General features: G+C 75.1%; 12 protein-coding genes. 7 read left to right on the top strand and 5 right to left on the bottom strand.

What is annotated here, in order from left to right; translation table 11 throughout:
* Positions 1–163 precede the first annotated feature (163 nt).
* A complete protein-coding gene (locus tag BJ961_RS15485) occupies positions 164–391 on the top strand; it encodes a hypothetical protein (protein WP_271413409.1) in 228 nt (75 codons plus the stop codon).
* A gap of 135 nt (positions 392–526) precedes the next feature.
* Positions 527–2,806 (top strand): catalase CatB, encoded by a 2,280-nt coding sequence (gene catB, locus BJ961_RS15480; RefSeq protein WP_271413408.1) that lies wholly within the window; start codon positions 527–529, stop codon positions 2,804–2,806.
* A 54-nt stretch (positions 2,807–2,860) separates the two neighbouring features.
* On the opposite strand, the gene BJ961_RS15475 is transcribed toward catB, so the two are convergent.
* Both BJ961_RS15475 and BJ961_RS15470 read right to left on the bottom strand, forming a co-directional pair.
* Positions 2,861–3,742: a YegS/Rv2252/BmrU family lipid kinase gene (locus tag BJ961_RS15475; RefSeq protein ID WP_271413407.1), complete on the bottom strand. Its 882-nt coding sequence runs from the start codon at positions 3,740–3,742 to the stop codon at positions 2,861–2,863.
* 72 nt (positions 3,743–3,814) lie between these two features.
* On the bottom strand, positions 3,815–5,413 hold the full coding sequence (locus tag BJ961_RS15470; RefSeq protein ID WP_271413406.1) for an FAD-binding oxidoreductase: 1,599 nt from the start codon (positions 5,411–5,413) through the stop codon (positions 3,815–3,817).
* Between the two features lie 71 nt (positions 5,414–5,484).
* Here BJ961_RS15470 and BJ961_RS15465 point away from each other — a divergent pair, with 71 nt between their 5' ends.
* Positions 5,485–6,102, top strand: a complete 618-nt coding sequence (locus tag BJ961_RS15465; protein ID WP_271413405.1) for a TetR/AcrR family transcriptional regulator — start codon at positions 5,485–5,487, stop codon at positions 6,100–6,102.
* Complete coding sequence (locus BJ961_RS15460; RefSeq protein WP_271413404.1) at positions 6,099–7,682, top strand: glycerol-3-phosphate dehydrogenase/oxidase; 1,584 nt, start codon at positions 6,099–6,101, stop codon at positions 7,680–7,682. The genes BJ961_RS15465 and BJ961_RS15460 overlap by 4 nt, the downstream gene beginning before the upstream one ends.
* A gap of 66 nt (positions 7,683–7,748) precedes the next feature.
* Here the strand turns inward: BJ961_RS15460 and BJ961_RS15455 are convergent, their stop codons facing one another.
* Positions 7,749–8,027 carry a hypothetical protein gene (locus tag BJ961_RS15455; protein ID WP_271417057.1) on the bottom strand — a complete coding sequence of 93 codons (279 nt, stop codon included), beginning with the start codon at positions 8,025–8,027 and terminating at the stop codon, positions 7,749–7,751.
* A gap of 173 nt (positions 8,028–8,200) precedes the next feature.
* On the opposite strand from BJ961_RS15455, the gene BJ961_RS15450 reads away from it, so the two are divergent.
* Positions 8,201–8,566, top strand: a complete 366-nt coding sequence (locus BJ961_RS15450; RefSeq protein WP_271413403.1) for an STAS domain-containing protein — start codon at positions 8,201–8,203, stop codon at positions 8,564–8,566.
* 9 nt (positions 8,567–8,575) lie between these two features.
* Here BJ961_RS15450 and BJ961_RS15445 read toward each other — a convergent pair whose 3' ends face one another.
* On the bottom strand, positions 8,576–9,004 hold the full coding sequence (locus BJ961_RS15445) for an ATP-binding protein (RefSeq protein ID WP_271413402.1): 429 nt from the start codon (positions 9,002–9,004) through the stop codon (positions 8,576–8,578).
* A 194-nt stretch (positions 9,005–9,198) separates the two neighbouring features.
* Positions 9,199–9,564 carry a cellulose binding domain-containing protein gene (locus BJ961_RS15440; RefSeq protein ID WP_328660822.1) on the bottom strand — a complete coding sequence of 122 codons (366 nt, stop codon included), beginning with the start codon at positions 9,562–9,564 and terminating at the stop codon, positions 9,199–9,201.
* 12 nt (positions 9,565–9,576) lie between these two features.
* On the opposite strand from BJ961_RS15440, the gene BJ961_RS15435 reads away from it, so the two are divergent.
* Both BJ961_RS15435 and BJ961_RS15430 read left to right on the top strand, forming a co-directional pair.
* Entirely contained in the window at positions 9,577–10,032 is a 456-nt protein-coding gene (locus BJ961_RS15435) for a hypothetical protein (protein ID WP_381156217.1), read from the top strand.
* Positions 10,020–12,764 carry a SpoIIE family protein phosphatase gene (locus tag BJ961_RS15430; RefSeq protein ID WP_271413401.1) on the top strand — a complete coding sequence of 915 codons (2,745 nt, stop codon included), beginning with the start codon at positions 10,020–10,022 and terminating at the stop codon, positions 12,762–12,764. The genes BJ961_RS15435 and BJ961_RS15430 overlap by 13 nt, the downstream gene beginning before the upstream one ends.
* The last annotated feature ends 78 nt before the right edge of the window (positions 12,765–12,842 follow it).

Genomic DNA, 12,842 nt, shown 5'->3' with positions numbered 1-12,842 from the left:
CCCCGGTCCGCGGACGCGGTCGGGGCCCTCCGCCATGCTTGCCGCCCCCGTGCACCGCATGCGCGCCCCCGCCGTGCGCGCTCCCCCGCGTGCACGCCCCCGGTGGCGTGCCCGGCCCGGGACGGTGACGCTGGGACGGCACCGGTGAGAAGGAGCCGTCCCCATGCGCAAGTCGTCGTGGACCGCGATCGCGGCCCTGGCCGTATCGGTCCTGTGTGCCGCCGGAGCCCAGGCCGCGGAACGCGGCGCACCGGCCCGTCCGGGCGAGGTGACGGCGACCGAGTGCGTCCGGGGCGGCGGAGTGATCGTCATCTCGGCGGACGGGGACGGAACCGGCTCCTTCACGCGGCTCTGCAGTGGCGGCGCCCACGACGGACAGACCGTCACCTGAGCCAACCGCTCCGGTTCCCCGCGCCCATGCCTTGAGTCCCGAACCCTGGGTACGCGGTCACGGCCCACCACGGCAGTCGGTACTCGAACACGACCGGGCGCGTGCAGCGGCCCGCCCAGAAACGGAGAACGGCCGATGAGCGAGGCCAACCCCCTCAAGCGAGCAGTCCGCAAGGTGACCGAGGGCCTGCACGGCGAGGCCGGCGGGCCGCCGGACGGTATCCCCGGCCGGCCCGCCCCCGAGACGCCGGCCGTGGCCGAGCCCACCGAACCGCGGGAGCCGCTGCCCCCGAAGCCGGACCAGAGCGGCCCGGACACCGTGTCGCCGACCGGTCAGCCCACGGGAGCCGACCAGGCCCGGGTGGCGCAGTCCGGCAGCTATCTGACGGACGCCCAGGGGACGCGGCTGTACGACACCGACCACTCGCTGAAGGCCGGGCCGCGCGGGCCGGTGCTGCTGCAGGACCACCACCTGCGCGAGAAGGTGATGCACTTCGACCACGAGCGCATCCCGGAGCGCGTGGTGCACGCCCGGGGCGCGGGCGCGCACGGCGTCTTCCAGAGCTACGGCACGGCCGCGTCGGTGACCAAGGCCGGGTTCCTGGCCGCCGACGTGGAGACACCGGTGTTCACGCGGTTCTCCACGGTGGTCGGCTCACGGGGATCGTCGGACACCGTGCGGGACACCCGCGGTTTCGCGACGAAGTTCTACACCAGTGAGGGCGTCTTCGACCTGGTCGGCAACAACATCCCGGTCTTCTTCATCCAGGACGCCATCAAGTTCCCGGACGTGGTGCACGCGGCGAAGCCGCACCCGGACCGGGAGATCCCGCAGGCGCAGAGCGCGCACGACACCTTCTGGGACTTCGTCTCGCTGCACACCGAGGCGACGAACCACACCATCTTCTTCATGGGCGACCGCGGTATCCCGCGCTCGTTCCGGATGATGGAGGGCTTCGGCGTCCACACCTTCCGGCTGGTGAACGCGGAGGGCGCCACGACGCTGGTGAAGTTCCACTGGAAACCCAAGCTGGGCGTGCACTCCCTGGTGTGGGACGAGGCGCAGCTGATCAACGGCGTCGACCCGGACTTCCACCGCCGGGACCTCGCCGACGCCATCGAGGCGGGCGCCCACCCGCAGTGGGAGCTGGGCATCCAGACCTTCCCCGACAACCCGGAGCAGACCTTCGAGGGCATCGACCTGCTGGACCCGACCAACTTCGTGCCCGAGGAGCTGGCGCCGGTGCAGCCGGTCGGGCTGCTGACCCTGAACCGCAACCCGTCCAACTACTTCGCCGAGACCGAGCAGGTCGCCTTCCACGTCGGGCACCTGGTGCCGGGCATCGACGTCACCGACGACCCGCTGCTCGCGGGGCGGCTGTTCTCGTACCTGGACACGCAGATCACGCGTCTGGGCGGCCCCAACTTCCCGCAGCTGCCGATCAACCGGCCGCAGGCGCCGGTCAACGACATGCTGCGCGACGGCATGCACCAGAGCGCCGTGCACCGGGGCGTGGCTCCCTACCGGCCCAACTCCCTCGACGGCGGCTGCCCGTTCACCGCGGGCGCGGACATGAGCGCGTTCGTCGAGGCGCCGGTGCGGGTGCCGGAGTCGAAGAAGGTGCGCGAGGCCCCGGAGTCGTTCGCGGACCACTTCAGCCAGCCGCGCCGCTTCTGGCTGAGCATGAGCCCGGTGGAGCGCGAGCACATCATCGGCGCCTACACCTTCGAGCTGGGCAAGTGCTACGAGCAGGCGATCCGGGAGCGGACGCTCCAGGTCCTGGCCAACATCGACCCCGAGCTGTGCGCGGGCGTCGCCGAAGGGCTCGGCCTGCCCGCCCCCGGCCCGACGGTGCCCCTGGCCGACGTCGAGCCCAGCCCGGCGCTGTCCCAGGTGGGCGGTGTCTGGCCGTTGGACGGCCGGGTCATCGGCATCGTGACCGGCGGGGCGGACCTGGAGGGCGTGGCCGCGGTGCGGGAGGCGGTGCTGAACGCCGGGATGGTGCCGCTGGTGGTGGCGCCGACCGGCGGCACCCTCGGCTCGGGCGACGCCGCGCTGACCGTCCAGCGCAGCTACGTCACCGCGCGGTCGGTCGAGTTCGACGCCGTGCTGATCGCGGGGACGCCCGACATGGGCGGCGACGCCTACACCCCGCGCGACTACAAGGCCGGTCCGGCGCCCGCCGGGCCGGGGACGATCGACCCGCGGGTGAGCCTGCTGCTGTCGGAGGCGTTCCGGCACGGCAAGGCGATCGGCGTCTGGGCGGGCGGCGAGCCGGCGCTCCAGGCGTCGGGGGTGCCCGCCGACGCCGCGGGTGTGATCGTCGCCGACTCCGGCACCGCGGCCCTGGAGCAGGTGACGCAGCTGATGGGCTCGCACCGGGTGTGGGAACGCTTCACCACGCCCCGGGGCTGATCCACCGGGCCGTGGGGCCGGGCACCGAAGCGGGCGTCCGGCCCCGCGGTGTGTTCAGCACAGGACGCGCAGCGCGCCGGGCAGCACCCTGGCCGTGACCGGTACGACGGCCTCGACCTCGCCGTCGGCGCCGTAGGGTATCGCCCGGTCCGCCTCGATGCGGACCTCCCGGCCGCGCAGGACGCGTACTTGGGGCCGGTGGACGTGGGCGCCGGTCGACAGTTCGTTCATCAGGGCGAAGAACAGCCGCCGCGGCGCCTGGTGGATCATCACCACGTCCAGCAGGCCGTCGTCCACACGGGCGGAGGGTGCGACGAGGCGGTTGAACCCGTAGTAGCCGGAGTTGGCGGCGACCACCGTGTAGCCGGTGAAGGCGTGCTCGTCGCCGTCGACCGTGACGCGGTAGCGCGTCGCGCGCCAGCCCGCGACGGCCCGGACGGCCCCCGCGTAGTAGGAGGCGGCCCCTCGCAGCAGGCGGGTGGTGTTGGCGTGCCGGTTGGCGAGCGCGTCGACACCGGCGTAGACGCTGCCGAGGACGACGGTGCGGTCGTGGACGGCGGAGGTGACCTCGACGGTGTCGACGGGGCGGGGTTCGCCCCGCAGCAGCACCTCGGCCAGGGCGGCGGACTCGGTGGGCAGTTCCAGGGCGCGGGCGAAGTCGTTGCCGCGCCCGGCCGGGACCAGCCCGAGCACGGCACCGGTGCCGCTGAGGGCGCCGCCGATCCCGCCCGCCATGCCGTCACCGCCGACGGCGAGCACCACCCGCCCCGACTCCCCGGCCCGCCGGGCGAGTTCGCGGGCGTGCGCGAGGCTGTGGCTGTACTCGGTCTCCAGCTCCGCCCCGGCCTCCCGCAGCAGCCGGGCCACCCCGAGGAGCGCGGCGGCCGAGGTGGCGCCGCCCGCGGTGGGGTTGACGACGGCGGTGAACTGTCGCATCGATGTGCCTCCGGGCTGACGGGTGGTGCCGGACTGTTGTCTCACGGGGTGGCGGCGCTCGGCCCGGCGGGGTCAGTCCGCGGGCAGCAGGACGCCCGGGCTGAGCAGTCCGGCGGGGTCCAGGCTCCGCTTGACGGCGCGCAGCGCCTCGACACCGAGGGGGCCCACCTCCCGGACGTACCAGTCGCGGTGGTCGGTGCCCACCGCGTGGTGGTGGGTGATGGTGCCGCCCGCGGCGAGGATCGCGTCGTTCGCGGCGTGCTTGGCCCGGGTCCAGTGCGCCACGGCGTCCTCGCCCTGGGCGGAGACGACCGTGAAGTACAGGGAGGCGCCGTTCTCGTAGACGTGCGAGATGTGGCACATGACCAGGGGCGGGGTGCCGGACTCGGTGAGGGTGGCGGTGAGCGCCTCGCGGACGGCGGCGTAGAGGGCGGGGAGGCGGGACCAGTGGGCCGCCGTCTCCAGGGTCTCGGCGAGCGCGCCCGCGTCGAGCAGGGAGTCGCGCAGGTACGGCGCCGAGTAGCGGCCGTGGGCCCAGCGCTCCCCCGGTTCGTCTCCGGCGAAGGTGCCGCCGCACTCGCTCAGCACGGCGGCGGCGCCCTCGCGGCGGTGGGCGGTGTCCTCCTCGGTGCCCTCGAAGCCGACGACCGCGAGGCAGCCGGCGTCCCGGTTCTCCAGGGAGGCGCCGAGGGCGTCGGGCTGGGCGAGGCCGATCAGGGTCTCGGTCTCGTCGGACAGCCGCAGCACGGTGGGCCGGGGGCCGTCCTGGGCGAGGCGGCGCAGGGCCGCGGCGCCCTCGTCGAAGGAGGCGAAGCGCCAGCCCTCGTAGCGGCGGACCTGCGGCACGGGCCGCACGCGCACGGTGACGGAGGTGATGACACCGAAGGCGCCCTCCGAGCCCAGGACGAGCTGGCGCAGGTCGGGTCCGGCGGCCGAGCGCGGGGCGCGGCCCGTGTCGAGGGTGCCCCGGGGGGTGGCGAGGGTGAGGCCGAGGACCATCTCGTCGAAGCGGCCGTACCCGGCGGAGGCCTGGCCGCTGGAGCGGGTCGCGGCGAAGCCGCCGAGGGTGGCCCACTCGTAGGACTGGGGGAAGTGGCCGAGGGTGTAGCCGTGCTCGGCGAGCAGCGCCTCGGCCTCGGGGGCGCGCAGGCCGGGCTGGAGGGTGGCGGTGCGGGAGACCTCGTCGAGGTCGAGCAGGCGGTTCATGCGGCGCAGGTCGAGGGCGACGAACGCGCCCCCGCACCCCGGGGCGAGACCGCCGACGACGGAGGTGCCGCCGCCGAACGGCACGACGGACAGGCGGTGTTCCGCGCAGGCGGCCAGCACGGCGAGCACCTCGTCGTGGTCGTCCGGCAGGACCACGGCGGCCGGGGTGTCGGCGGTGTCGCCGGCCCGCATCCGCAGCAGGTCGGGGGTGGACTTGCCGCGGGTGTGCCTCAGGCGGCTCTCCGCGTCCGTGCGCACGTCCTCGGCGCGGTCCCCGACGGCCGCCTCCAGCGCGCGGCGGGCGGCCTCGCCCAGCGGCGGGGCGGGTACGTCGATCTCCTCCAGCGGGAGCGCGGCGGCGTCGCGGGGTGTGACGCCGAGCGCCTCGCGCAGCAGCCCGGTCACCGTGTCGGGCAGTGGCGTCGCCCGGGCCGGGTCGCCCCAGCCGTTCCACAGCATGTCCATTGCCTGTCGTCCTCACGGTCGCTTCGAGGGATGCCGTCCGCACCGCCCCACTGGGCGTTACACTGTGACACATGACGCCCAACCGTCACAACCACTCGAGCAGGCCCGCCCCCTCGGACAACGACACGGTGCTGGACGCCGTCCGCGACTGCGTGATGGCCGTCGGGGTGCGCCGCACGACGATGACCGACGTCGCCCGCCGCGCCGGTGTCTCCCGGATGACGCTGTACCGGCGCTGGCCCGACGTGCGGTCCCTGGTCGGCGACCTGATGACCCGGGAGTGGATCGCGGTGGCCACCGGGGCCGTTCCCGAACGCGGGCAGGGCACCGGCACCCGTCCCCGCATCGTCGACGGTCTGGTGGCCGGGGTGGAGGCGTTCCGCGCCCACCCCCTCTTCCGCAAGATCGTCGACGTCGACCCGGAGCTGCTGCTGCCCTACGTCCTCGACCGGCGCGGGGCGAGTCAGGAGGCCCTGCTGGAGCTGCTGGCCGACTCGCTGGAGGAGGGCCACGCCGACGGGTCGGTGCGCGCCGCGCACACCGGCCGGCAGGCCCGGTCGGTGCTGCTGGTCGTGCAGTCCTTCGCCCTGTCGCTGCGAACGATGACCGACGAGGACGACGCCGAGCTGACCCCCGCGGCCCTCCTCGGGGAGCTGCGCACCATCCTGGAGAGGACCCTCGCCCCATGAGCACCGTCGACCGCCCCGCCGCCGGGGCCTCCCTGTCCGCCGCGCGGCGCTCGCGCGAGCTGGCCGACGCCGTCGGCGGCCCCGTCGTGGACGTGCTGGTCGTCGGGCTCGGCGCGACCGGTGCCGGTGCCGCCCTGGACGCGGCGGCCCGGGGCCTGAGCGTCGTCGCGGTGGACGCCCACGACCTGGCCTTCGGCACCTCCCGCTGGAGCTCCAAGCTCATCCACGGCGGCCTGCGCTACCTGGCCTCCGGGCAGCTGGACGTCGCCCACGAGAGCGCGGTGGAGCGGGGGGTGCTGATGGAGCTCACGGCGCCCCACCTGGTGCGTGCCCAGCCGTTCGTCCTGCCGCTCACGCCGCTGGTCTCGCGCGGCCAGGGCGCGCTGGCGTGGGCGGGTTTCCGGGCCGGGGACACCCTGCGGCTCGCGGCGCGCACCGCACGGGCCACCCTGCCCGCGCCGCGCCGTCTGTCCGCCGTGGAGACCCGCCACCTCGCCCCGGCGCTGCGCCCGGACCGGCTGCGCGGCGGCCTGCTGTCCTGGGACGGCCGGCTCACCGACGACGCCCGGCTGGTGACCGCGCTCGCCCGCACCGCGGCGGCCCGCGGGGCGCGGATCCTGACCCGGGTCAGGGCGCTGGAGCTGACCGGGTCCGGTGCCCGCGTGCGCGACGAGCTGACCGGCGAGGAGGGGGTGGTGCGGGCCCGCGCGGTGGTCAACGCCTCCGGGGTGTGGGCGGGCGACCTCGTGGACGGCATCCGGATCCGCCCCTCCCGCGGCACCCACCTCGTCCTGCGCTCCGAGCACCTCGGCCCGCTCCCGGCCGGACTGCACGTTCCGATCCCCGGCGAGACCAACCGCTTCGTCCTCGTCCTGCCCCAGGGTGACGGCCGCGTCTACGTCGGTCTGACCGACGAGCCGGTGGACGGGGACGTCCCGGACGTGCCGGAGGTGCCCGAGACCGACGTCGGCTTCCTGCTCGACGTGCTCGGCTCGGTGCTGGACGTGCCGGTCCACCGCGAGGACGTGGTGGGCGCCTTCGCGGGCCTGCGCCCCCTGCTCGACACCAGCCCGTCGGGCCGGTCCGGCGCCGGGCCCCGCACGGCGGACGTCTCGCGCCGGCACGCCGTACTCACGTCGTCCGAGGGCGTGATCACCGTGGTCGGCGGCAAGCTCACCACGTACCGGCGCATGGCCGAGGACGCCGTGGACGCCGCAGTCGCCGCCCGTGGTCTGGCCGCGGGCCCGTCGCCGACCGCCGCGCTGCCCCTGGTCGGCGCCGCGGCCCCGGGCACGCTGGCCGAGGTCAGGGCGCCGCGCCGTCTGGTGGGGCTCTACGGCACCGAGGCCCCGGTGGTCCGGGCCCTCGCGGCCCGGGATCCCCGCCTAGCCGAGCGTGTCCTGCCGGACCACCCCGTCACCGGGGCCGAACTGGTGTGGGCCCTGCGCCACGAGGGCGCCCTGGACGAGGCCGACCTGCTCGACCGGCGCACCCGCATCGGTCTGGTCCCCGGGGACCGGTCGGCGGCCCTGGCGGCCGTACGCGACCTCGTCGGCGAGGTCGCGGCGGCCCGGGGCTGAGGGGCGACCGCCCGCGGTCGGGGCCGGGGCGGGCACGCCGTCCCGGCCCCGGTGAAGTCGGTCCGGTCAGGTGCTCCGGTCGTCCTCCTGGACGGCCTTGCGGAGCTTCGCCTCGATCTTGTGCCGGGACTGGCCTCCCTCCTTGACGTACTCCGACATCGCGGTCCGCGCGTCCCGGTCCAGGTCGCGCCAGGCCCGTACGGCCGTCTCGTAGGTGTCCGACTGCCGAGGGGTCCACTGATGCTGCGTAGGTGGCCCGTACGAGTCGCGCAGTTCCTCGACCCGGTGCTGTGCCAGGTCCGCCGCGCGACGCTTGTGCACGAGCTCCTCGAATGTGTGTGCCACCACACCTCGACCGTAGTCAGAGGAACGGCGTCGCGCGCGTCGAGCCCGGACCGGCCCGCCCCGCCGATTGCCTCCGGTCCGTTCAAGTGGGCCACGCCGACCGCCGGGGGCCTTAACATCGAGCCACCGACGACGGCCGGGTACCTGCGGCCCACCCGAGAAGTGAGGGCAGCGTGGCGCACATCGAGGGAGCGGCGGTACCGGAGCGGCTGCTGATCACCCGCACCACCACCGGCGGCGGTGTCGGCGTCGTGGTCCTCGCCGGGGAGGTCGATCTCGACGGCAGCGGACGGCTCCGCGACGCCCTGTTGTCCTCGGTGGAGTCGGCGCCGGGCACGGTGGTCGACTTCGGCGAGGTGGGTTTCCTGGACTCCAGCGGCATCAACGTGCTCATCTCGGCCCACCGGGCGGCCGAGTCCCTCGGCGTCTGGTTCCGGATCGCCGCACCGCGTGACGCCGTCGACCGCGTGCTGCGGCTGGTGGGCGTCGACGCGCTCATCCCCTGCTACCCGAGCGTGGAGGAGGCTCTGGCCGCCTGAGGCGAGGGCTCAGAGCAGCGGCAGGCGCGCGGACACCGTCTTCCCGCTCGCGTGCGGTCTGGTGACGACCTCGCCGCACAGCCGCGTCACGATCTCCAGACCGTGCCGGCCGATCCGCAGCGGGTCGCGGGGCAGGAAGGTCGGGAAGCCGTCCCCGGTGTCCCGCACCGCGATCTCCACATGACCGTCCGCCAGTGTCAGTACCAGCCGGCAGGGTCCGGGCGCGTGCCGCAGCGCGTTCGTCACCAGCTCGCTCACGACCAGGCGGGCGGCGTCCGCGAAGGTGTCCGCCGGCTCCACGCCCCGCTCGGCCAGTCGCGCGACGAAGCCGTGCACGACGTCCCGGGAGGCGGGGATCATCGCCGTTCCGCCCCGGAACTCCACCACCGCGGACACACCGGAGGCGTCCGCGGTGCCGGATCCGTGCGCCGGGGTCATAGCGAGCCTCACCGTCGGGTCCGGGGCCGGGTGGAGGGGAGGTGAAGGTCCCCGCCCCTCACGATACGCACCGGGGCGCCGCACACGGCCCCTTCGCCCCGACTTCCGCCGGACACGCCGTTTTCGCACCGGACCGGCTCCGAGTGCGACCGAAACGGCGCCGTCCCTGTCGGTGCGGGACGGCGCCGGACGGGTCAGGAGGCGGTGCAGGTGTTGACCGAGGGCGCGGCGTCGCCGCCGTTCCCGGTCGCGGTGAACCCGAAACCGGTCGACGCGCCGGCCGCCAGGGCGCCGTTCCCACTCGCCCGCACCGTCATGACGTTGCCGCTCCAGGTGGGCGTGCCGTTCCACAGGGCCGAGACGGACTGCTGGGCGGGCAGGGTGACCGTCGTGGTCCAGGAGCTGATCGGTTCGCTGCCCGCGGTGCTGGTGACCCGGCCGTTGCAGCCGCTGCCCCAGTCCGCGGTCCCGGTGCAGGTGGCCGTGCGGCTCGCGGTGCCGTCGCCGGGGCCGCCGGGCTCACCGGGGTCGGGCGGGCCCGCGCGGCGCGTGCGGGGCACCCGCCGCCGCTGGTGCGCCACCCGGACGGACGCACCCGGTCACTCGACCTGCCCGGCGGGGTGGCGCTCGGGGTCGGCCCCCGCGTCCCCTGCCCGCCTACCGGGTTCCGGATCGAGCCCGGTGCCGTCCTCGCCCGCTGCGCGGACCGTCCCGTGGAGCGGCCCGGCACCGACGACGGCATCGCCTCCCCGCGCCTCGCGCCCGCCAGGGCCGGTGCGCCCGCCGCCGGGCCGGGGAGCCGCTCACCGGCGGGCGTCGGGGACCGTGGCGTGGCGACCGCCCGCCACGCCACGGACCGTCCCGACGGCATCGCCCTGCCGCTCGCCGCCCGTCGTGCCCGCCCCGCACGCCCCACGCGCCCCCGGTGGGACACCCGCGGCCCCGGTCCGGCGGGCCGCTCCGGCACAGGGGGTGCCCCTCGCCTCCTGGGGCCCGGCAGTGTAGACATGGTCACATGGTCCGACTGATGGGTCGATCGGGAGCACGGTCACCCCGTCGTCCCGGCGGTCCGCACGTCCGACACCGGCAGGACGCGGACCGGTCACGGCGGGGACCGGACGCGGGGCACGCCTCGGCGCTGCGCTCGGCGCTGTCCGGACGCAGCGTGGCCGGCCAGGTCTTCGTGATGAACGTGGTCATCGTGCTGCTGCTCGTGGTGGCCGCGGCGGTCGCGCTGGTGCTCCAGGTACGGCACGACAGCACGGTCGAGGCCCGCAACCGGTCCCTCTCCGTGGCCGCCTCGTTCGCCCACTCGCCCGGCATCCGCGAGGCGCTGCGCGCCCCCGATCCCACGGCGGTCCTCCAGCCCCGGGCCGAGGCGGTGCGCAAGGCCACGGACGTGGACTTCGTGGTCGTCACCAACACCGCCGGCATCCGCTACACCCACCCCAAGTCGAATCGCATCGGCAAGGAGTTCGTCGGCAACATCGGCCCCGCGCTGGCCGGGAAGACGGTCACGGAGGAGATCGACGGGACCCTCGGACGGCTGGTCCAGGCCATCGTGCCCGTCAAGGCACCCGACGGCACGGTCGTGGGCACCGTCTCGGCCGGCATCACCACGGAGAACGTGGGCGGAGTCGCCGACCGCCAGCTGCCGCTGGTGCTGGGAGCGGCGGCCGTCGGGCTGGCCCTGGCGACGGGCGGCACGGCCCTGGTGAGCCGTCGGCTGCTGCGGCAGACGCACGGCCTGGGACCGCACGAGATGACCCGGATGTACGAGCACCACGACGCCGTCCTGCACAGCGTCCGCGAGGGTGTGCTCATCGTCGGCGGGGAGGGCAGGCTGCTGCTCTCCAACGACGAGGCGCGGCGTCTGCTCGACCTGCCCGCCGACGCCGAGGGCCGGCCCGTCGGCGCGCTGGGGCTGCCGTCCGACCTGGCGGAGCTGCTGGCGTCCGGGCAGGCGGCCACCGACGAGGTGCACCTGGTCAAGGACCGGCTGCTGGCCATCAACCAGCGGCCCACGGACGTACGGGGCGGTCCGGCCGGCAGCGTCGCCACGTTCCGCGACTCCACGGAGCTGCGCGCACTGTCCGGCCGGGCGGAGACCGCCCGGGAGCGCCTGGACATCCTGTACGCCGCCGGTGTCGGCATCGGGACCAGCCTGGACGTCACCCGCACCGCCGAGGAGCTGGGCGAACTGGCCGTTCCGCGCTTCGCGGACTACGTCACCGTGGACCTGTTCGACACCGTGCTGGCCGGCGGTCAGCCGGACGGGCTCACACCGCTGCGCCGCGCCGCGCTCAGCGGCGTCCGCGAGGACGTCCCGCTCTACCCGGTGGGCCGGCGGATCCGCTACGTCGCCTCCTCCCCGCAGGGCCGCACCCTGCAGACGGCCCGGCCCGTCCTCGAGCCCCGCCTCGGCGAGGCCCCGGGCTGGCAGGCACAGGACTACGAGCGCTCCGCGCAGGTGGTGGAGTACGGCGTCCACTCGCTGATCACCGTCCCGCTGCGGGCGGGCACGCTGGTGCTCGGGGTGGTGAGCCTGTGGCGTTCGGTCAAGCCCGAGCCCTTCGACGAGGACGAACTGGCGCTCGCCGAGGAGCTGGTCGCACGGGCGGCCGTCTCCATCGACAACGCGCGCCGCTACACCCGCGAGCACAGCATGGCGGTGACCCTCCAGCGCAGTCTGCTGCCCCGCAGGCTGCCCGACCAGAACGCCCTGGACGTCGCCTACCGCTACCTGCCCGCGCAGGCGGGGGTCGGCGGGGACTGGTTCGACGTGCTGCCGCTGTCCGGGGCGCGGGTCGCGCTCGTGGTCGGCGACGTCGTCGGGCACGGCCTGCACGCGGCGGCCACCATGGGGCGGCTGCGGACCGCGGTGCACAACTTCACCGCCCTCGACCTGCCGCCCGACGAACTGCTCGGGCTGCTGGACGAGCTGGTCGGCCGCATCGACCAGGACGAGGCGGCCGACGACACCGCCGCTCCGGTGACCGGAGCGACCTGCCTCTACGCGATCTACGACCCGGTCGACGGCACCTGTGTGCTGGCCCGCGCGGGGCATCCGCCGCCCGCCCTGATCCGGCCCGACGGCACGGTGGAGTTCCCCGAGGTGCCCGCCGGTCCCCCGCTGGGCCTCGGCGGTCTCCCGTTCGAGACGACGGAACTGCGGCTGGATGAGGGCAGCCGCCTCGTGCTGTACACCGACGGGCTCGTCGAGGACCGCGAGCACGACATCGACGTCGGTCTGGAGCAGCTGCGCCGGGCGCTGGAGACGGCCGGCGAGACACCCGAGGAGACCTGCCGGACCGTCCTGGACGCCCGGCTCCCGGACCGGCCGGGCGACGACATCGCCCTGCTGGTCGCCCGTACCCGCACGCTCGGTCCGGACCAGGTCGCCGAGTGGGACGTCCCGAACGATCCGGCGGCGGTCGCCGAGGTGCGTTCGCGGGTCACCCGGCGGCTGACCGAGTGGGGGCTGGACGAGTCGGCCTTCACCACGGAGCTGATCCTGAGCGAGCTGGTCACCAACGCGATCCGCTACGGCGGCGAGACCGTCCACGTCCGGGTGCTGCGCGACCGCAGCCTGATCTGCGAGGTGTTCGACAGCAGCAGCACCTCGCCCCATCTGCGCTACGCGGCGATGACGGACGAGGGCGGGCGCGGGCTGTTCCTCGTCGCGCAGCTCGCCGAGCGCTGGGGCACCCGCTACACGCCGACCGGCAAGGTCATCTGGGCGGAGCAGCCGATTCCCTGACGGATACGGGGCGGCCGCCGCCCCCGGTCCGTAGCGATTTCGTGCGGGACGGGTGCCCAGTCCGCCCGTTTTCTGGTA

This window comes from Streptomyces lienomycini (assembly GCF_027947595.1).
In the GTDB taxonomy this organism is placed as follows: Bacteria; Actinomycetota; Actinomycetes; order Streptomycetales; family Streptomycetaceae; genus Streptomyces; species Streptomyces lienomycini.
The sequence above is the reverse complement of the archived record's forward strand: the minus strand, read 5'-3'. Positions and strand labels throughout refer to the sequence as shown.